The organism is Pseudoalteromonas prydzensis, from assembly GCF_001661495.1.
Lineage (GTDB): Bacteria > Pseudomonadota > Gammaproteobacteria > Enterobacterales > Alteromonadaceae > Pseudoalteromonas > Pseudoalteromonas prydzensis.
Genome location: NZ_BDDT01000013.1, coordinates 55,180 through 74,630, shown reverse-complemented (window position 1 = coordinate 74,630; position 19,451 = coordinate 55,180). Strand labels below are relative to the sequence as shown.

General features: G+C 40.5%; 17 protein-coding genes and 1 pseudogene. 12 read left to right on the top strand and 6 right to left on the bottom strand.

Annotated elements, in window-relative coordinates:
- Positions 1 to 81: 81 nt before the first annotated feature.
- From A7968_RS18190 to A7968_RS18170, 5 genes are all read left to right on the top strand, one after another.
- On the top strand, positions 82 to 1,188 hold the full coding sequence (locus tag A7968_RS18190; RefSeq protein ID WP_064667993.1) for a phosphoribosylaminoimidazolesuccinocarboxamide synthase: 1,107 nt from the start codon (positions 82 to 84) through the stop codon (positions 1,186 to 1,188).
- A 163-nt stretch (positions 1,189 to 1,351) separates the two neighbouring features.
- Complete coding sequence (locus tag A7968_RS18185; RefSeq protein ID WP_064667992.1) at positions 1,352 to 2,011, top strand: methylamine utilization protein; 660 nt, start codon at positions 1,352 to 1,354, stop codon at positions 2,009 to 2,011.
- Positions 2,004 to 4,316 carry a bifunctional diguanylate cyclase/phosphodiesterase gene (locus A7968_RS18180; RefSeq protein WP_064667991.1) on the top strand — a complete coding sequence of 771 codons (2,313 nt, stop codon included), beginning with the start codon at positions 2,004 to 2,006 and terminating at the stop codon, positions 4,314 to 4,316. The genes A7968_RS18185 and A7968_RS18180 overlap by 8 nt, the downstream gene beginning before the upstream one ends.
- On the top strand, positions 4,303 to 5,136 hold the full coding sequence (locus A7968_RS18175) for a DUF3034 family protein (protein WP_064667990.1): 834 nt from the start codon (positions 4,303 to 4,305) through the stop codon (positions 5,134 to 5,136). Before A7968_RS18180 ends, A7968_RS18175 begins: the two co-directional genes overlap by 14 nt.
- A 32-nt stretch (positions 5,137 to 5,168) precedes the next feature.
- The gene (locus A7968_RS18170; RefSeq protein ID WP_371850152.1) at positions 5,169 to 5,555 is read left to right on the top strand and encodes a group I truncated hemoglobin; all 387 of its coding nucleotides are present in this window, start codon (positions 5,169 to 5,171) and stop codon (positions 5,553 to 5,555) included.
- 84 nt (positions 5,556 to 5,639) lie between these two features.
- Here A7968_RS18170 and A7968_RS18165 read toward each other — a convergent pair whose 3' ends face one another.
- Positions 5,640 to 6,392, bottom strand: coding sequence for a glycosyltransferase family 25 protein (locus A7968_RS18165; protein ID WP_064667988.1), 753 nt, complete (start codon positions 6,390 to 6,392; stop codon positions 5,640 to 5,642).
- Between the two features lie 342 nt (positions 6,393 to 6,734).
- Between A7968_RS18165 and A7968_RS23760 the strand changes: the two are divergent.
- Positions 6,735 to 6,851 (top strand): annotated as a pseudogene (locus A7968_RS23760) (group I truncated hemoglobin); the annotation flags it as partial.
- Positions 6,852 to 6,871: 20 nt separating this feature from the next.
- On the opposite strand, the gene A7968_RS18160 reads toward A7968_RS23760, so the two are convergent.
- The gene (locus A7968_RS18160; RefSeq protein ID WP_064667987.1) at positions 6,872 to 7,882 is read right to left on the bottom strand and encodes a glycosyltransferase family 9 protein; all 1,011 of its coding nucleotides are present in this window, start codon (positions 7,880 to 7,882) and stop codon (positions 6,872 to 6,874) included.
- Positions 7,883 to 8,273: 391 nt separating this feature from the next.
- On the opposite strand from A7968_RS18160, the gene A7968_RS18155 reads away from it, so the two are divergent.
- On the top strand, positions 8,274 to 9,128 hold the full coding sequence (locus tag A7968_RS18155; RefSeq protein WP_064667986.1) for a sulfurtransferase: 855 nt from the start codon (positions 8,274 to 8,276) through the stop codon (positions 9,126 to 9,128).
- Here A7968_RS18155 and A7968_RS18150 read toward each other — a convergent pair.
- The 3 genes from A7968_RS18150 to A7968_RS18140 all read right to left on the bottom strand — a co-directional run bounded on the left by A7968_RS18150 (position 9,125) and on the right by A7968_RS18140 (position 13,726).
- Positions 9,125 to 10,642, bottom strand: coding sequence for a tetratricopeptide repeat-containing sulfotransferase family protein (locus A7968_RS18150; RefSeq protein ID WP_227008856.1), 1,518 nt, complete (start codon positions 10,640 to 10,642; stop codon positions 9,125 to 9,127). The genes A7968_RS18155 and A7968_RS18150 overlap by 4 nt on opposite strands.
- A gap of 59 nt (positions 10,643 to 10,701) precedes the next feature.
- A complete protein-coding gene (locus A7968_RS18145; RefSeq protein ID WP_064667984.1) occupies positions 10,702 to 13,134 on the bottom strand; it encodes a TonB-dependent receptor in 2,433 nt (810 codons plus the stop codon).
- 238 nt (positions 13,135 to 13,372) lie between these two features.
- The gene (locus A7968_RS18140; protein WP_064667983.1) at positions 13,373 to 13,726 is read right to left on the bottom strand and encodes a DUF5522 domain-containing protein; all 354 of its coding nucleotides are present in this window, start codon (positions 13,724 to 13,726) and stop codon (positions 13,373 to 13,375) included.
- Between the two features lie 50 nt (positions 13,727 to 13,776).
- Between A7968_RS18140 and A7968_RS18135 the strand changes: the two genes are divergently transcribed.
- Positions 13,777 to 14,103, top strand: a complete 327-nt coding sequence (locus A7968_RS18135; protein WP_064667982.1) for a hypothetical protein — start codon at positions 13,777 to 13,779, stop codon at positions 14,101 to 14,103.
- 50 nt (positions 14,104 to 14,153) lie between these two features.
- Here A7968_RS18135 and argE read toward each other — a convergent pair whose 3' ends face one another.
- Positions 14,154 to 15,302 (bottom strand): acetylornithine deacetylase, encoded by a 1,149-nt coding sequence (gene argE, locus A7968_RS18130; RefSeq protein WP_064667981.1) that lies wholly within the window; start codon positions 15,300 to 15,302, stop codon positions 14,154 to 14,156.
- A gap of 215 nt (positions 15,303 to 15,517) precedes the next feature.
- Between argE and argC the strand changes: the two genes are divergently transcribed.
- The 4 genes from argC to A7968_RS18110 are packed head-to-tail and all read left to right on the top strand — an operon-like array spanning position 15,518 to position 19,430.
- Positions 15,518 to 16,522 carry an N-acetyl-gamma-glutamyl-phosphate reductase gene (gene argC, locus A7968_RS18125; protein WP_064667980.1) on the top strand — a complete coding sequence of 335 codons (1,005 nt, stop codon included), beginning with the start codon at positions 15,518 to 15,520 and terminating at the stop codon, positions 16,520 to 16,522.
- Between the two features lie 5 nt (positions 16,523 to 16,527).
- Positions 16,528 to 17,289, top strand: coding sequence for an acetylglutamate kinase (gene argB / locus A7968_RS18120; RefSeq protein ID WP_064667979.1), 762 nt, complete (start codon positions 16,528 to 16,530; stop codon positions 17,287 to 17,289).
- Between the two features lie 7 nt (positions 17,290 to 17,296).
- Complete coding sequence (locus A7968_RS18115) at positions 17,297 to 18,217, top strand: ornithine carbamoyltransferase (protein WP_064667978.1); 921 nt, start codon at positions 17,297 to 17,299, stop codon at positions 18,215 to 18,217.
- A gap of 10 nt (positions 18,218 to 18,227) precedes the next feature.
- Positions 18,228 to 19,430, top strand: coding sequence for an argininosuccinate synthase (locus A7968_RS18110; RefSeq protein ID WP_064667977.1), 1,203 nt, complete (start codon positions 18,228 to 18,230; stop codon positions 19,428 to 19,430).
- Positions 19,431 to 19,451 lie beyond the last annotated feature (21 nt).

Below are 19,451 nucleotides of genomic sequence, written 5' to 3'. Positions count from 1 at the left end.
GGTCTCGATTATTATTAGCGGCTTATAACCCCAATTCCATACCTGTGCCTGTAATAGGCATGCCATACATCCGGAGATAGCATGACTAGCTATAAAGTTTTAGACGTAAACGATGATTTACCAATCCGCACTAAGGGCCCTGTTCACAGTGGCAAAGTACGCTCAGTTTATTGGTTAACAGACGAAGACAGCGCACGTTTGATCAGCGAAAAAGGTTATCAAGTACCCAAAGGTACTGAGTTGGCTATTATGGTAATCTCCGATCGTATCTCTGCATTTGATTGTATTTGGCAAGGTGAAAACGGCCTAAATGGTGTGCCAGGTAAAGGTATGGCGTTAAACACTGTTGCATCACATTGGTTTAAGTTATTTGATCAAGCAGGTCTTGCTGGGAATCATATTGTTGATATTCCACATCCGTATGTATGGATTGTGCGTAAAGCCAGTACCGTAAAAGTAGAAGCTATTGCTCGTCAGTATATTACTGGCAGCATGTGGCGTGATTACACTAAAGGGGTGCGTAACTTTTGTGGCTTAGAGTTACCTGAAGGCTTAACGGCTAATCAAAAGTTAGATGAGGTTTTAATTACGCCATCAACGAAAGGTATCATTACCGGTGTTGCAGATATTCCTGCAGTAGATGATGTAAATATCACCCGTGACAATATCACTAATAACTTAACTGTGTTTAACTTTAAGTCTGAAGATGATGTTGCACAATACGAAAAGCTGCTTGTTGAAGGCTTTAATTTAATAAGTGCTGAACTGGCTAAACTGGATCAAATCTTCGTTGATACTAAGTTTGAGTTTGGCTATGTAGAAGATATTGATGGCACCGATAAACTGATCTACATCGATGAAGTAGGCACACCTGACTCATCACGTATTTGGGATGGTGCTGCTTATAGGGATGGCAAAATTGTTGAGAACTCTAAAGAAGGGTTTCGCCAGTTATTAATTAGCAATGTGCCAGATAGCGATGTGTTACTGAATAAAGACCGTATGCCTGAGCGAGAGCAATTAGCTAAAGATTACATCCTACCAGAGTCAGTTATGTTAGCTGTGTCAGAAACCTATGTTGGTATTGCCAGTAAAATAGTGGGTTATGATATCGCAATTCCTGCTGATCCTCGCGCAGAGGTTATTACGATTTTAGATCAGCAATACGGCTTGGTTTCTAAGGCTTAATTACTAGTAAATTGCTTGCTGTTGTTTAAAAGCCCCAAGTTTTACTATTATTTAGTGTAACTGGGCTTTTATTCTTGCATTTGGAGTCAGTCTCTAATTAACTTAACCAAAGATTAATTAGAAATACTCACAGGTTAGTGTTCACACTACCGAGGATGACTAAATGAAACTGCAAAAACTGGCAGCTCAGAGCATTGTGACTTTTTTAACAGTGGCGTTTTCATATGCCGCCTTTGCACAAGATGTTACGCTTAATGTAGTTGATCAACATGGGCAACCACTTAAAAATGTAGTAATAGAACTTGTGAGTGAAGCTGATGATAAATCATCACAGCAGTTACCTGTGCTTATTATGGATCAAGTCGATAAGCAGTTTTCACCCACATTGTTAATTGCTCAACAGGGGCAGCAGGTCAACTTTCCGAATAGCGATAATATTCGTCATCATGTGTACTCTTTTTCTCCAGCGAAACCATTTCAGTTGAAGCTTTATTCAGGACAACCAGAAAGCCCAATTACGTTTGAGAATCAAGGCGTGGTGGTACTTGGCTGTAATATTCATGATTCAATGGTAGGGTATATTTATGTCGCTAGAAGTTCTCATGTTTATCAAAGTGATGAGCAGGGAAATGTACAGCTGAGTGGCTTAACACTGCCTGTGCAACTTAGTCTTTGGCACTCACTGCAGCAAAATGCCTTAGAAGAGAAACAGCCTCTTGCACTAACTGTAAATTCACCTCGTAGTTTACAAATAATAATGCAAACAACAGAGCCTAAACCACGCAATACTTTTGGTAGTAAGTTTAAGGGTGGGAATGACTAACAGCTTAAAGAATCGCATTACTATTTTATGTGTCGGCTTGGTGTTATTAACGACTATAGTCAGCTTATTTAGTTTTTGGTGGTCGACTAGTCAATTTAATGAAAAAAAAGTAACACAAGATATTAATGTGGCTGAAAATGTCTATAAGCAATATTTGACTTCAAAAGAAAGCTTATTGCTCACCGCAGCGAAGGTGTTGACCGCTGACTTTGGCTTTAAGCAGGCGGTTGCTACCAGAGACGCCAATACAATAAGCAGTGTATTATACAATCATAGCCAACGTATTAATGCTGATCTTATGTTGTTATTGGACCTATCAGGTAAGTTAGTATCAACTAATCGACAACAAGATTTTGATGATAATTCACAAGTCTTGATGAATGAGTTGCTTAATAATACCGAGCAGTCTAGCTTTGTTGTGCTAAATAATGAGCTATATCAGGTTATTTTACTACCGATCAAGGCACCACGCACTGTCGCTTATAGCCTAGTAGGATTTAAAATTGATGACGAAGTTGCCTCTGAATTAAAAAACCTAACCGGCATGGATGTAAGCTTTATTGCTAAAAATGATGATTTAGTAAAAAGTTCATTATTAGCGCGGCCAACGCCTTTTATTCCAACTGAGTATTTCCATAACAAAACTACACAACGTATTTTTGGTGAACAGCTAGTATATAGTAATCGTGACGTATACTTGCCGTCACTCAATAACCACCCTGTGAATGTATTACTGAGTGCTGATTTAACGCAAAGTTACAGTGAGTTTGAACGACTGTTTTATACGTTACTCATTTTAGCGACAATAACCATTTTTATTGGCATTATCACCAGCAGCTTATTAGCAAAAAACTTGACTATGCCCTTGTCACAACTGGCCTGCTTAGCACGACAATTTGCTCGCGGTAATTACAGTGTTGAGCTAATGAGTAAAAAGCAAAGTACAGAAATATCAACCTTGATCGATGCTTTTAAAAATATGGGTAACGATATTCAAGAGCGCGAACAACAAATTAGCTTTGCAGCAAAACATGATACTTTAACAGGCTTTTATAATCGTTCAGCGATGTTAGAAGTATTGAATGAAAACCTCCAACAAAACAAAGAGTATACCTTAGTTGCAATTGATATTCGTGGCCTTAGGCATATAAACGATAAGCTTGGTGCGCGAATTGGCGATGACTGCTTAAAAGCCGTAGCCTTAAGGATTGCTGAGTTTTCTGATGAATTTGGAGGCTTACATGCGCGCATTGGTGGCGATGAATTTTTAACTGCATTTCCAAGTAGTACCGGCTGTAATCTTAAAAGTGGCATTATTGGCTTAATGGCGCAGTTACAAGCAAGTTATACGATTCAAAAGCTGAAAATCAATTTACGATTCAGCGCTGGTGTGGTGCAGTATCCTTCTCAAGGTCTGCAAGCTGATGATTTAATGCGCAGAGTGTTGATTGCCGTTGATAGTGCCGCAAATGCTCAAGAAAATATCCATTATTATCAGCAGGGAGAAGATGAAGAGCATCTTGAAAGACTGATAATGATCGATGAGCTCAAGCAAGCTATTAATGACGATGATGGCCAGCTATTTATGACCTATCAACCTAAATTGCATATTGCCACTCAAACAATAGATAAAGTTGAATCACTCATTCGTTGGCAGCGTAAAGATGGTAGCTGGGTATCACCAGAACTATTTATTGATTTAGCTGAGCAATCAGGCCTTATTGTGGAGTTAACGGGTTGGGTTGTTAAAACGGTAATCGGGCAGGTTGGGTTGTGGCAACAGCAAGGCATTTACATGCAAGCTGCTATTAATGTCTCCGCTCAAGATATTGCTTATCAGGGATTCCATGCAAATTTAATTCGCACTTTAAAACAGTTTTCGGTCGCTCCAGCGCTTATCACTATTGAGTTAACCGAACGCGATATGATTGAAAATGAAGAGAAAGGCATTCAAGCACTGGAAAACCTCAAAGCTATCGGCGTAAAAATTTCGTTAGATGACTATGGGGTTGGTCAAACATCTTTAGGTCGTTTAAAAATGCTCCCTATTGATGAACTTAAACTCGACAAGTGCTTTATTTTAAAGCTAGATGAATCGGAAAAAGATCAATTTATTGTTGAATCAACCATCACCCTAGGTCATCAGCTGGGGTTTTCTGTGGTAGCCGAAGGGGTTGAAACACTTGCTGCGCTGGAACTGCTGCAAAAAATGCAGTGTGATCATGTGCAAGGGTACTATTTAAGTCGACCGCTCAAAGCGGATGTGTTTGAGCAATGGTTGGAGCAATACAATGAACAGGCTTAAATTATTATTGGTCTGCGTTACCACATTCGCTGTTTTTGATTCTTTTGCGTCGCAAGGTAAGTTGTTAGCAACGCCTGGGGTATCGCAAATAGAGGGCAGCGGAGGCGGCGGCATTGTACCTTGGGCACAGCTTGCCGGTTATGCCAGCGAAGATGAATTTGCTGTCAATGGCTTTTGCAGTCGTGCAGATGTGACTGATTACAGCCTTGATGTATGCGGTGCGCAAATTAATTTATTTAATCGTGTTGAGCTTAGCTATGCACAGCAAAACTTTGCGGTACCAGCACTTGATACTGAAATAGAACAAGCAGTTACAGGTGTTAAAGTTAGGCTCTATGGCGATATTGTCTATAGTGATTGGCCACAGCTAACACTCGGTGCGCAGCATAAGTCTCTTGATGATGGCACCGTTGCTACACTTGTCGGCGCTGAGGATACCTCTGGTACCGATATTTACTTAGCGGCGAGTAAATTACATTTAGGTGCTATCGCAGGTTATAACTGGTTCTGGAACATAACCACGCGCTATAGCGAAGCAAATCAGCTAGGTTTACTTGGCTACGGTGGAACCAATGGCAGCGAAAAGTTATTATTTGAAGGTAGTACCGCGATTTTCTTAAGTCGAGAAATTGCAGTGGGTGTTGAATATCGACAAAAATCAAATAACTTAGGGCTAGGTGAGCAAGATTGGCAAGATTTGTTTGTCGCTTGGATGCCTAATAAATATGTGAGCGTTACCGCAGCATACCTTGATTTAGGCAGTATCGCGGGGGCGCCAGATCAAACAGGTTGGTATTTATCGGTAACAGGATATTGGTGATGTTAAAATTTATAACAATAATAATTTTTACTATGCTACTCAGTGCTTGTTCAAATATGGCTAACTTAACCTTGTATCAGCAACTCGATGGAAAAGCAGGGCTAGAAAGATTAGTCGACAGCTTTATTAATCAAATCGGCAATGATGAGCAGATAATTCACTACTTTGAGCACGCCAATATTAGCCATTTTCGAGCGGGTTTTATCAATCATTTGTGTGTGCTAACTGATGGCCCTTGTGAGTACACGCGCGATAGTATGGTGGAGATCCACACCGGCATGCACATAACCGAAGCGGACTTTAATCATGTAGTCGACTTACTTATTAATGCAATGAATGAGCAAAATATTGCTCATTCAGTACAAAATAAAATACTCGCGAAAATGGCACCATTGAGATCGCAGATAATTAAGATTTAGTAAGCAGAAGCAATCCATTGCGGTATCCAGATTATGGTTAACATATAACAGGGCTAATTTTTAGTTTAACTTAACCTTTAATATTCAATGGCTTTCATCAGCCGTTATATTTGCTAGATCTGCTGTTTTATCTCTTCGCTGTATATAGAGGCGGATCCTATGTTTTAAATTTCTTAACAATGTACTGCGATTAGAATGAGAGCCTGTATTAGCATTTGCGATCTCACTTTCAAAGTTTCTGTCTTCTGCTAAAGGGTATGGTTTGATGCCCACCATCTGTAGCCCAACTTCACCATGAAATTGCATATCTACATCAACAGGTCTGTAAAATGGCTTACGAGTTAACAGCTTTTTAGCACCAGCTAAGCTTATAATATAGCCCTGTGTGCCATTGGGCGCTTTTTTATAATTGCCCAAAGTTAAGCCGTCTTGTAGTGTTGCTGTATCAATAAATGGAAAATCACGGTTATCAGAGAGTTTAATTAAATCCCAGTGTTGTAATTCAAGAGTCGCTTCTATGACATTTTTTAAGTGAGGTTGGATAAATAAATCATCCTCGAGTATCACGCAAACAGCAATATTTTCGTCGACCATTTTTTGCCAAATACGCATATGGCTAACATAGCAACCAATCTCACCTTTTGTTAAGTCTCGATGATAGTACTTTTTATTTTTACTTGGGCAATACCAAGTTTGCAGCTCTGTTTCGCTGAGCTGTTTACCTACTGTTGCGCTAAAACGTTTAGCTTCCATGCCTATACTATTTAATCGTGTTTGAGTTGTATGCCAGCGATCTTCACAGCCTTGCATATTAATAATATAAAGTGGGATAGACATAATTTTGAAGCTATAAAAATATAATACTAACGAAAGTTTAACATTTAATTTTGTTTTTTAGAATAATAAGTCGATGTTGTTAATCTAATTAATTGTACTTATATGGTAATGAGTTTTTTGTTTTAGTAAATTAACTGAATTTTAGTGGGTTTTCGCTAGCATATGCTGCGATTCATAGCTTCGCTCTTATACCAATCCGCAATAATACTAAATCATTTTGAGGGATTAAACCTGACGCTACAGGCGTTAAAAATTTCTGATTTAGAACAACTGAATAACGAAATTTTTGCCTTGTTATCACTGCATTTATCTGTCGCTATAAATGGTCAGTAACTTAACACGATTGGTATCACCGAAGCGGACTTCAACCATGTAGTCGATTTGCTTATTAATGCAATGAATGAGTAAAAGATTGATCATACAGTACAAAATAAAATACTCGCGAAAGTGGTATCGTAGAGAGCTGAGATAATTAAGATTTAATCCAACAGAAGCGTTAAAACAGCATCACTTATATTAGTAGGCGTTATTTCTTTAATAATATCACTTTCCAGTAGCTGGTCTCCATTTGCGACTAAAGCAATAGAATTATTAACTTTGGGGGCGACAATACTCCATGGTGAGGTGCCTAGCCCGACAAGCGCCACAAACGGCACGCCTAGTGCCGCTGCAATATGCATAGGACCAGAGTCAATTGTTACGAATAAGTCCATCTGTGCGATGGCATCAATCATAGTGACTATCGACGTTTTACCAGCAAGGAGTGTAGCGTTAATCTGTTGTTGGTTAAGTTGTGTCTGCAATTGCTGGGCGTCGGCAAGTTCACTATTATCACCAAAAATATAGAAGTGGCAGTCAAGCTGTTTGGCAATATCACTCAATGCTGTTAATGCCAATGAGGTGGGGTAGTGGCGAAAGCCTTTATTCTGCCCACCCAAATAAACCCCAATAGCCTTTTCACTTTGTTTTGACACCAACAAACTTGGCTTTGTTATCAGCTTTGTTTTTGGTATAGAGCTAAATGGGTTGCCATGAGTCTCATTGATGAGCCGACAATACCGAAATAGATAGTGATGATTTTCGTCTAATTTTAGCTTGTGAGTTAACAGTGGTGAGCGGCCATTTTTGGCATAACCAATACGATATTTGATATTAGCCAAAAAGCAGAGCATAGCTTCTGAAAGAGAGTTACGTATTATGACCGCAAGCCCAATGTTAGCGTTTTTTAGTATTTTAGCTTGTGCCCACATAGAGATTGGTTTTTTATTATCAAAGCGCTCATCGACGATAACTGAGTAGTCAGTCTCGCGTTTAAACATCTCAGCTAAGTAAGGCCTGACGAATACAATAATACTGTTTGTAGGGTATTGTTTCTTAATAAGTTGCAATGCAGATGTACAATTGACAGCATCACCGATAAATTTTGGCAGCACAACCAAAATATCGCCTATTATCTGGCTTGCGGTTATTGTAGTATTTTTTTCTTTCATTAGACTTAACTCTAAGTATCATTGTAATTTTTGAATTAGTGAAAGCTGCAACTTCTGTACTAAGTGTAAGTAACCAGAATTCCAGTTAATTATATACGAGTTCGATGATTAATAATCCTTAAAATATAACTCAATTGAGATCGTGCTTAGTTCATTTTGACTTTTTAAACGTCGATTTTATCCATTCGGTCAATTAATGGCTAAATAGATTCTTAATATAATTTCATAACGTAAGGTACTTACTGTATTAGAGTTAAAGAGTACTTCAAGAGTATTTCAAGAGTATTTCAAGTGTATTTACAGTGGCAATAGAAGCTGGCAAAATTACTAACATGTGCTCGAGAATAAAACGAGCAGGCTTTCGCATTAGGTTTATAGGTAAAGGATAACAATGAAAAACATCGTAACTTGCCAATGGTTAAACGCGCACTTAAACGACCCCAAGCTGATTATTTTTGATGCCGGTATGGTGCGCCCCGGTAAACCGGGTGAGTATAAACCAGAAGCTAAGTTACCTAATGCGCAGCGCTTTGATTTTAAAAAACAATTAGCTGATCTAGACAATCCGTTGCCGCATAGCATGTGTAGTGCAGAGCAGTTTACTCAGCAAATGCAGTTAATGGGGGTTGATAAAGATTCGTTAGTAATTATTTATGAAGACCAAGGCTTATTTAGTGCCGCACGAGGCTGGTGGATGTTTAAAGCCATGGGCTTTGATAATGTTAAAGTACTCAGTGGTGGCTTAGCTAAATGGCAATCGCTCGGGTATCTTACCCAAATTGAATATAGCTACAATCATCACCAGGGTGATTTTGCGGCTAAGCCAAGAGCCGGATATTTCATTGATGCCGCTGCGGTTTTTAATGGTATTGATGATGAGCAAAGTGTATTGCTTGATGCGCGTGGTTACCAACGTTATGTAGGAGAGATGGCAGAACCTAGAGCTGGCATGCGCAGCGGTCATATTCCTAATAGCCGTGCTTTGCCGTTTATTGAGCTATTGGATGATGGCGAAGCAAAACCATTAACCGTTATCAAAGCTGCATTTGACGCTGTACTTGGCGACCAAGCAAACTCTCAAACGAGCTTACAATTTAGCTGTGGCTCCGGCGTTACCGCCTGCATTTTGGCGTTATTTGCTGATGAATGTGGGTATGAAAATCTGCACGTTTACGACGGCTCATGGAGTGAGTGGGGCGGCCGAGACGAATTACCTATCGAAACGGGTCCTTGTCCTACACGTTAAAGTGCAAACGCATAGTGCTGCCAGTAATTAATCCCTTTGCTATTAAGAGGCTGGCGCACTTGTACTTTGCTCGCCGTTGCTGACGGACTGTGTTGCTGATAAAAATCAAGGCACTGAGCCTGCCAAGGTAAATCACAAAAATCATAGAGTTGCTGTGTGCTTGTTATTGGCTCTGAGACTAAGGTTTCGTATTGCATGATCATTACATTCACAGGGTGCTTTGTTGCAAAATGAGTGATCAAATCGCTGTAGTCTTGATAAAAACTATCAATATCTTGCAGCTTATAGCTATAGTGATGAAACGCACTAGCTGGGCTGTATAGTTGGCGGTAGTTAGCAATACAGCTGGCTTCTTTGCCTCGTTGCATGCAAATGATTTTAGCCTTTGGGAAAGCCGCTAATATTAAATCGATATAGTAAAAATTAAATGGTTGTTTATCGCAACTACGCAGATCTGCGGCCACAAGCTGATTAATACGTTGTTGATATTGGTTTAGCTGCGCTGTTAATGCTGTATTTTTATATACCCCATTGAGCACTGCATTATTTAGTACTTGAGCATGACTGTCTTGGCAAAGCTGGGCAATATCATTAAGTTCGCCAACTCCTTGTACTTGTGTTGCTTGGTTGATTATTTTCTCTAGCAAGGTTGTGCCTGAGCGTGGCATGCCAACCACAAATAACGGGGTAAAGTCGCTGTCGCTTGTGCGCGGGTTATAATCATTACTCAGTGCTATCAGCTGCTCGCAAAATTTACGGTGGGTTTTTGCATCATATTTTATATGCTGAGAGATTGCTTGCTTACTGGCACTAAAGTGCGCAAAAGCTTGCTTATAATCAGCGCAGTGTTCGTAATTGAGTGCAATCGCATGGTGCAAAAATTGTTGCTGCATCGGTGTTTTAGCGTATTCGGTTAAAGTTAAAAGCTGTTGTAAATGCTGTTTAGCCTGCTTGTTATTATTAAGTTCAGCAAGTGAATAGTGAGCTTGAAAATACTGCGGCTGCTGTTGTGTTAATGTGTGCAATAGTTGTTGCGCATCACTAAATTGCCCCATTATTTTATATGCCACTGCTAAGTTATAACTGATCTGCGGGTTTGTAGGAGCATGTTGGTGAGCACGTAATTGCCACTCTAGCGCGAGTTGATAATGTCCTAGGCGCGTTAATACATTAGCAATTAAATCGCATTCAATCGCTTCATACTGTAGATATTTTATTGCTTCAGTTATATGTTGCTGCGCATCTAACAACTGCCCATTGAGTACGGCGAGTTTGGCTGAGTGAGCAAAATATAAAGGTAGAGGTACAATACTAATCGCTTTGCTTAAGAGTTTATTTGCTTTGCTAATATCGTTTGCTGCAACGTTTACTTGCGCCAGTAAAAAATAACTAAAGTGATCATCTGAGGCGCGTTTGATATTACTGACCAGTAATAAATGCGCGTCGTTAAGCTTGCCATGATTAATAGCAAGTTCAATTTGTTGTTGCAGGTGTTTTTGTGTCGATGTCAGCATGGCTATAAGCATAAAAGCCTTGGCGTAAAACGCCAAGGCTTTTTATAAACTCGTATTGTTTACAGTTCAAAGTTATAGGTAAACTTCATACCGATAGTGCGCGGTGTAGTGGTGTAGTGACCATACACACGTTGCAGCTCAGGCAGCTCTTTATTGAGCTCTTCATATTTAGCCATACCTGCCCATGATTTATCGCGGCGTACCGAGGTAAAGGCGTACTTATCGAATAAGTTATCAACGTAAATGGTTGCCGACCACATATCACCGGTTAACTTGGCAGATAAGTTACTCAGTGCATAGCCTGCAAGCGTTTCACCATCGGCTTTTAAGCCAACTTTAGTGATCACATCACTTTGCGCTGTCATACCGTAGTTAATGCTCAGTAACTTATCATCGAGTACATCTTGCTCATAACGCAGGCCGAATGAAAGCTGATGCTCAGGCGCGCCTGGTAAGCGGTCGCCGTCAGCACCATCGTAGTATGCTTGATACTGTGTATACTTTTTATCTAATGTGCCTAATAAACCTGGAGCATCTTCGGTTAACTCAGCTTTGGCATAGGCGTAGGTGGCGTAGGCCGTCCAGTTATCGGCAATCATAGCGCGAGATGAAATTTCCACGCCTTTTGAATTAGCTGCCCCAGCATTAGAGGTAATTAGCTCTTGACCATTTACCGTTGCAGTACCAACTTGCGCATCTTTCCAATCAACATTAAACAATGCCGCATTAAAGTGTAGGCGGTTTTTAAACCAGCTCGATTTAAAACCCAGTTCATAGTTTACTGTGGTATCTGGTTTATAATCTTCTTCATCTGGGTATGCACAAACAATTTGTTGATCTGGCAATACATCTGGGCAAGGTGCAATACCGTTACCACCACCAATTCTAAAGCCTTCACTTACAGTAAAGTAAGCAAGTACACCAGAATCGAAAGTGTAGCTGGCATTAAATTTAAACAGATTACCGTTGTCGCTAGCACTGACATTTTCCATTACTAAGTCATCAAGAGACGCGAAATCACCCGAATATAATGGTGTTGCTGAGCCTGATGTAGTGGATACATCGTACTCGTAAAAACGCGCACCAAGCGTCACATTGAATTGATCGGTAAACGCATAGCCAACTTCACCAAAAAGGGCCGTTTCAGTGGTTTCAGAGTCACTGACTAAAATATATTCGAGGTCTTGTTGCAGATTTGGAATATCATCGCCCCAAAACTCAGTTAAACCGGGTGTGTATTCTCTATCGTCTGAGTGAGTTTCAAGCTTGTTATAATAGCCACCGACAATCCAGTTAAAGGCACTATCGGAGTTAGACACTAAACGAATTTCTTGAGTGAAACTATCACGTTTTGAAGTATCCAAAGTTTGCGCTACAAACGCTGGAAATTCTGCATAACCAGTCCAGATATCGTAAAGCAGGTCAGTTTGGTCACGTTGCCCTGATTGCTCATAGCTTGACCAACCAGAGGCAGATACTAATTCTGCAAAGCCTAGATCCGCTTTGATCTCTAAGCTTAATAAGTCGTTTTCTTCTTCACCTGGCTCAAGTATCCGCGCGGCATTTTCATACTGGCCAACCATCCCCTGTAGGCCGCTGCTGTCACTTAATGAATTATATTGCGATGTAGAGTTGCCGCCATTTTCTTGTTTTTGATAAAAATAGTTTAGCGTTGCATCGATAGCTTCGCTGGCTTGCCAACGCAGTGACACACGCCCTGTAGTAATTTGTTCATCATTTACGTCACTGACATTACGCAAGTTAGCACTGACATCTTGTGGGTTGGTAAAATCAGGATTTGGGTTTGATACACCAGGGTTTTGCACTACGTATTTATAATCAATATAACCTGGGTTGGTGTAGTAATTGACGCTAGCGCGGATTGCTAATACATCATCAATTAATGGTGTATTAAACACTAAACCAAACTCACCGCCAGTGCCGTCGCTTTCATTTAAGCTAAATACATCACCAGTAACTTGGCCTTCGGTAATATCGAGCTCAGGTTGTTTTAATAGATAACGAATAGCACCACCTAATGTGCCTGCTCCATACAATGTACCTTGTGGGCCAATCAAGACTTCAACACGATCTACGTCAGTTAAGCGTAAATCTATGTTTAGTGGAATTTCGCCCACGTAAGTGGCTACCGTACCGCCATCAGAAATACGATCAGAAGTATTGGTATTTAAACCACGAACAATAATAGGTGAGCCCTCACGGCCACCTTGATCAGAAATAGTTAAACCAGGTACCCAGCGGGCTACATCTTCAAGATCACCAATGTTTTGATCTTTTATAACATCACCATCAAGAGCGGTAATATTAAGAGGTGCTTCTTGCACAGAGCCTGCACGACGAGTCGCAGTAATTTGAATTGTTTCAATTGTTTTTTCGGTTACAACTTGTTGATCCGCTGCAAAAGCATGATCGACAGTAAAAAGTTGGGCGGCTATTGCGCAAGCGACAATACTTGGCTTGAACTGTTTCATTTATTATCCTGTTTTTGTTTATCTGGTTGTTGTAGGTTATTAAGAAAGCATGTTACAAAAAGATAAACAAGACGTTGAAATTGGTACTGAAATTAATATTCAATTATATAGGTATATTATTCACTAAAACACAATTTTAACGTCTTTTTACGCTATATTTTGAATATAAATATTTTTAAATTATTTTTGCTGTAAATTTGGTGTTTACCTAGTGTTTCTTTTGTTTGTTTTTGGTGTTTTATTTTTTATAAGGACAGTTTTTACAGTTGTTTTTACAGCACTTTCCACGTTTTAAGAAAAACCAACGACTAAATACCATGTAGCCGTTTTGCATTTCATAATCGAGGTTTTCGATTAAATTATCGTTACCATGAAAAGGCTTTGCGAAAGCAAGTTGCTCTTTGAGGGGTCGTTGATAAAGGGTACTTAGAAACTGATTCATTTTCGCTAAAGTACAATTTCGACATAAACAACTGGTGGTTGTGTTATCAAGCGGTAAAATAGCCGGCAGCTCATTGCACCAACAAGCGTTAATATCCTCGACATTACATGACAGAGTGGTGTGGCATTGTGAGCAGGCTAAAATAGTCATTTGATATACGTTTAATTTTTAATAACCCATAGAATAACAGATAAGCAACTATGAACAGAGCACAAGCGTTAGCAGAATTCGCCAGTTTTGGTAAACAAAAAGACGAGGCCATAAGTATCATTGTTGCATCAACAATAAATAACCAAGGTCCAATTTACGTATTGACGCTGATAACGGTACTTGATGTGCTCACTCGCTGCCAAGCAGATGAGATAGACTTAGACGACCTAGAGATGTGGGCGAATGTTATAGAATCTAGATCTGATATCGACTACAGCGCTGTAGAAGGCGTAATTTATGCCCTCAGTAACAGCGAACAAATGGGCGAGCTTGATAAGAGCAAAGTCGCGAGACTGATTGAGTTGTTTAAAGCTTAGTCGAGCTCTATGTATTTAAGAACTCGACATCTGAGCAAATGCAACTGAGTTTAATTAAAGCAGCTTGCTTTAATTATTTCACTAATAATATGTTGTGATGGCTTTATTTTTTCCATCGCTAAAAACTCATCCGGTTGATGGGCTTGGTTAATAGAGCCGGGCCCCATTACGATAGTCTCACAACCAAGTTGCTGAATAAACGGCGCCTCGGTACAGTAATTGACCGCAACGGCTTGCTCGCCGGATATTTTCTCTGCTAGTTGTACTAATGCTGTGTCGGTGCTGCCAGTAAAAGCTGGAATAGGTTCGTGCATATCCAGCACACTTACTGCATCAGGGTATTGGTTATTAATTTCTGCTGCTATTTTTAACAACATCGTTTGTAGTTCTTGCACGCTTAAACCCGGCAATGGGCGCATATCAATGTGCATTTCACAGCAGCCGCAAATACGATTGGCGTTATCGCCACCGTGAATATGCCCTAGGTTTAAAGTTGGGTAGGGAATCACAAAGTGATCTACTGAATATTTATTCTTTAATTCTTCTTTTAAAAGCAACAATTTTGCAATTACTTTATGCATCACTTCAATGGCGTTTAAACCACGCTCAGGATCAGAGCTATGACCTGAGCGGCCAACTACTCGAATGGCTGTGCTCATATGCCCTTTATGTGTAAATACCGGTGTCATATCAGTGGGTTCACCAATGATACAGCGGGCAGGTTTTAGATTTGGATGTTTACAAATTTGCTGGGCACCAGCCATGGTAGTTTCTTCATCGGCGGTGGCTAAAATCAAAATAGGCTGAGTTTGTGCGGTTTCATCAAGCTCGCTAATTGCTTGCAATACAAAAGCAAAAAAGCCTTTCATATCGATACTACCTAAACCATACAATTTATTATCATATTCACTTAATTTAAACGGATCATAATTCCAGCGGCTGTCGTCAAAAGGAACGGTGTCGGTATGACCTGCTAGCATTAATCCACCATCGCCTTGACCACGCTTGGCAAGCAGATTAAAGCGGCCCTTAGGGCCTGATAACTCAGTAATTTCACATTCAAAACCTAAGCTCGTGCACCAATTGGCAAGTAGGTCGATCACGCCTTTATTACTCATAGCTAACGATTCATCCATGGCACTAATGGAAGGGGCGGCAATCAACTGCTGATACATGGACAAAAAAGACGGTAAAGGCATAAAAAAAATCCAAAATAATTATTCAATCTAATTGCATAACAATATAAAAGTATTTATGATGAATATCAATTCACTTTTTAAGCATAAATATATTAAAGCGACGCAATGAATATAAAACGACGATAATCCAGTTTCATTCCCAACACAGTGTGTTTTTACACTGTCTAACCCGATTTGAATGTAAATGTAGTAGCACAACCCAAAAAGAGTAACGAATGAAAGTAGTGATTATTGGCGCAAGTGGTTATAGCGGCGCAGAATTAGCAAGTTTAGTCGTAAAACATCCACAATTAACTTTAGCAGCGTGTTATGTGTCAGAGCAAAGCTTAGACAAAGGCAAGCTATTAAGCGACTTATATCCTGAGCATGTTGGTTTACTTGATTCTCCTTTATTGCCGCTTAGCGAAAGCGCATTTAACGATATCGAAAGCTCTGCAGATTTTGTGTGTTTATGTACTGATCATAAAGTGAGTGTTGATTTAGCGCCACGTTTTTTGAAGATGGGTAAAAAGGTTTTTGATTTATCTGGTGGTTACCGTTTAAGTAGTAATGAAGATTACCAAACTTATTATGGCTTTGAGCATCAACATACAGAATTACTTAATCAAGCTGCTTATGGGTTAGCGGAATGGAATAGTGAAGCCATTGCTAAAGCACAATTAGTTGCCGTAGCGGGCTGTTATCCAACTGCAGCATTAAATGCGCTAAAGCCATTACAACAAGCTGGTTTATTGGCTGAGCAACCGGTGATTATTAATGCAGTATCAGGTGTAACCGGTGCTGGGCGTAAAGCCAGTGTAGGCACTCATTTTTGTGAAGTATCGCTTGCACCTTATGGATTATTCAACCACAGACACAGCCCTGAGATTGAGCAACATTTAGGTCATAAAGTTTTATTCACGCCGCATTTAGGCAATTTCCCTCGGGGAATTTTAGAAACTATCTATGTGCAATTAAAAGTCGATGTTACCCCTGAGAAAGTCGCGCAAGCTTATCAAGTACTTGCTGATGAGCCGTTGATTCGATTGCTGGGCAATAAAATACCTTCAATTAAAGGGGTAGCTAAGCAGCCATTTGTGGACATCGCTTGGCAGCAACAAGGTAGTCAACTGATAGTCATGGCGGCGATTGATAACTTATTAAAAGGTGCTGCGGGTCAAGCACTGCAATGTATTAATTTAGCTATGGGGTTACCTCATAGCACTGGTTTAAAAGGGTAACAGTAATGCAAACATGGGTCATCAAACTCGGTGGTGCAGTACTCAATACGGAAAACGCGGCAAAAGCGTTATTTGAAGTGCTTGCCTCACAAACTCAAGCACAGTTTGTGATTGTGCACGGTGGTGGGGCGTTAGTTGATAGTTGGCTAAAAGAAGCCGGTTTTGCTAGTGCGAAACACCAGGGCTTACGGATCAGTCCAAAAGAGCAAATGCCGTACATTGTTGGCGCATTGGCTGGTTGTGCAAATAAGCAGTTAATGAGTCAAGCAATCGTAGCAGGGCACAAACCTGTTGGGCTTAGTCTATACGAGGCTGGCATTATTTCGTCGCAGAAGCTTAAAGCACTTGGTCAAGTTGGTCAGTGTGATAGTGGCGTACAAAGTGTGATACCTGAGTTATTAAAACTTGGGCGTCTACCTTTAGTTAGTTCAATCGGTTTTGGTGACGATGGCCTTTGGTATAACGTGAATGCCGATGAAGCTGCGGCGGCGATTGCTAAAGAGCTCGATGCAGAAATTATTTTTATGACCGATGTAGAAGCTGTGCTTGATGCAGATAAACAGCCGTTACATCAACTTGACACAAATCAGATCAATACTTTAATTGCAGAAGGAGTAATTTTGGGTGGGATGGAGGTCAAAGTTAAGACCAGCCTTCTTGCTGCCCAGCACTTACGACGTGGCGTTTATATCTCGAGTTGGCAAAAGCCAGGAAACTTAGTAGCTCTACTTGCGGGTGAGCACGTCGGAACAAAAATTACACCATAGGTTTTATATGTTTAATCATTTTTTATCAGGTCTTGAACTAGACCAGCAAGGCGCACTTAAATTACTTAAGCTTGCGCAAAAAATTAAAGCAAATCCAGCTGATTTTAGCCAAGCACTGGCTGGTAAATCAGTGGTTACGTTATTTGAAAAACCAAGCTTACGTACGCGTTTATCATTTGATATTGGCATCAATAAGTTAGGTGGTCATGCTGTGTATCTTGATTCACAAAATGGTGCCATGGGCGCCCGTGAATCAGTAAAAGATTTTGCTTTGAATATTGCCAGCTGGGCAGATGGCATTGTTGCACGTGTGTATCAGCATAAAACCTTAACTACGCTTGCTGAATTTTCCAGCGTACCTGTGGTCAACAGCTTGTGTGATTTATATCACCCATGCCAAGCGTTGGCTGACTTTTTAACATTACAAGAAGTATACGGTGATGTGAGCCAGCTAAAACTTGCTTATTTAGGTGAAGGTAACAACGTTACACATTCACTGATGTTACTGGCTGCAACCTTAGGGACTGATTTTGTTGCAGTATGCCCGAAAGGCAGTTCACCGGATTCACAAATTCTTAAGCAAGCTGAGCAAATTGCGGCAATGAATGGTGCATCGGTAATGGTCAGCGATCGTGTTGAAGCAGCGGTTGGTGCAAATGCTGTGTATGCCGATACGTGGGTATCAATGGGCGACGATACACCGCTTGAACAAGTAAAAGAAAAGTATATGCCGTATCAATTAAATACTGCATTACTTGAACAAACAGGGGCTGACACTGTATTACATTGCCAGCCTGCACACCGTGAGTTTGAAATTACCTCAGAAGTAATGGATGGCCCGGCGTCAAAAATTATACAACAAGCAGAAAACCGTATGCATGCGCAAAACGCGTTGCTTGTTTCATTATTAAATCCAAATTTTGTGTAAGGTATCACCAATGCGTTCTATTAAAAAAGTTGTATTAGCCTATTCTGGTGGTTTAGATACGTCGGCCATCGTGCCATGGTTAAAAGAAAATTACGGCTGTGAAGTGATTGCGTTTGTGGCCGATGTAGGCCAAGGCGCAGAAGAGCTTGAAGGCGTTGAAGCTAAAGCTATCGCATCAGGTGCATCAGAGTGTTATGTAGTTGACTTAAAAGATGAAATGGTAAGTGACTATATTTATCCAACACTTAAAACAGGGTCAATCTACGAAGGTACTTATTTACTTGGTACCTCAATGGCACGTCCTATTATTGCAAAAGCGCAGGTTGAAATTGCTCGCAAAGTAGGTGCAGATGCACTTTCTCATGGTTGTACAGGTAAAGGTAACGACCAAGTACGTTTTGAATCTTGTTTTGCCGCGCTTGCTCCAGATCTTCAGGTGATTGCGCCATGGCGTGAGTGGGACTTATCAAGTCGTGAGTCATTACTTGATTACTTAGCTGAACGTGATATTCCATGTTCAGCATCAGCAACTAAAATCTACAGCCGTGATGCTAATGCTTGGCACATTTCTCACGAAGGTGGTGAGCTTGAAGATCCGTGGTGCCAACCAAGTGAGCAAGTCTGGACTTGGACTAATTCACCAGAGCAAGCACCGAATGAGCCTGAGTTTGTTACTTTAAATGTAGTTGAAGGTGAAGTTGTTGCGGTAAATGGTGAGCAACTTAAACCGTATGATTGTTTAGTTAAACTAAATGATATTGCATCACCGCATGGAGTTGGCCGTGTTGATATCGTTGAAAACCGTTTAGTGGGTATGAAGTCACGTGGTTGTTATGAAACACCTGGTGGCACAGTGATCATGGCGGCATTACAAGCAATTGACGAACTTGTACTTGATAAAGCAAGCCGCAAATGGAAAGAAGTACTGGGCGGTGAGTTTTCGCACTTAGTGTATGACGGCCGTTGGTTCACGCCGCTTAAAGATTCAATTTTAGCGGGCGCTGAAGCGCTATCAACCGTCGCTACCGGTGAAGTCGTACTTAAGCTTTACAAAGGCCAAGTGACAGCGGTTCAGAAAAAATCACCAAATAGCTTATACAGCGAAGATTTTGCAACATTTGGTGCAGATGATGTGTACGACCAATCGCATGCTGAAGGTTTTATTCGTTTATTCTCGCTTTCAAGCAGAATTTCAGCACTAGCGAAGAAGTAATTTTACTACAGCCCCGTAACT

Coding starts and splice junctions, on each gene's coding strand:
- A7968_RS18190 (WP_064667993.1), top strand. CDS start 82: ATGACTAGCTATAAAGTTTTAGACGTAAACGATGATTTACCAATCCGC.
- A7968_RS18185 (WP_064667992.1), top strand. CDS start 1,352: ATGAAACTGCAAAAACTGGCAGCTCAGAGCATTGTGACTTTTTTAACA.
- A7968_RS18180 (WP_064667991.1), top strand. CDS start 2,004: ATGACTAACAGCTTAAAGAATCGCATTACTATTTTATGTGTCGGCTTG.
- A7968_RS18175 (WP_064667990.1), top strand. CDS start 4,303: ATGAACAGGCTTAAATTATTATTGGTCTGCGTTACCACATTCGCTGTT.
- A7968_RS18170 (WP_371850152.1), top strand. CDS start 5,169: ATGCTACTCAGTGCTTGTTCAAATATGGCTAACTTAACCTTGTATCAG.
- A7968_RS18165 (WP_064667988.1), bottom strand. CDS start 6,392: ATGTCTATCCCACTTTATATTATTAATATGCAAGGCTGTGAAGATCGC.
- A7968_RS18160 (WP_064667987.1), bottom strand. CDS start 7,882: ATGAAAGAAAAAAATACTACAATAACCGCAAGCCAGATAATAGGCGAT.
- A7968_RS18155 (WP_064667986.1), top strand. CDS start 8,274: ATGAAAAACATCGTAACTTGCCAATGGTTAAACGCGCACTTAAACGAC.
- A7968_RS18150 (WP_227008856.1), bottom strand. CDS start 10,642: ATGCTGACATCGACACAAAAACACCTGCAACAACAAATTGAACTTGCT.
- A7968_RS18145 (WP_064667984.1), bottom strand. CDS start 13,134: ATGAAACAGTTCAAGCCAAGTATTGTCGCTTGCGCAATAGCCGCCCAA.
- A7968_RS18140 (WP_064667983.1), bottom strand. CDS start 13,726: ATGACTATTTTAGCCTGCTCACAATGCCACACCACTCTGTCATGTAAT.
- A7968_RS18135 (WP_064667982.1), top strand. CDS start 13,777: ATGAACAGAGCACAAGCGTTAGCAGAATTCGCCAGTTTTGGTAAACAA.
- argE (WP_064667981.1), bottom strand. CDS start 15,302: ATGCCTTTACCGTCTTTTTTGTCCATGTATCAGCAGTTGATTGCCGCC.
- argC (WP_064667980.1), top strand. CDS start 15,518: ATGAAAGTAGTGATTATTGGCGCAAGTGGTTATAGCGGCGCAGAATTA.
- argB (WP_064667979.1), top strand. CDS start 16,528: ATGCAAACATGGGTCATCAAACTCGGTGGTGCAGTACTCAATACGGAA.
- A7968_RS18115 (WP_064667978.1), top strand. CDS start 17,297: ATGTTTAATCATTTTTTATCAGGTCTTGAACTAGACCAGCAAGGCGCA.
- A7968_RS18110 (WP_064667977.1), top strand. CDS start 18,228: ATGCGTTCTATTAAAAAAGTTGTATTAGCCTATTCTGGTGGTTTAGAT.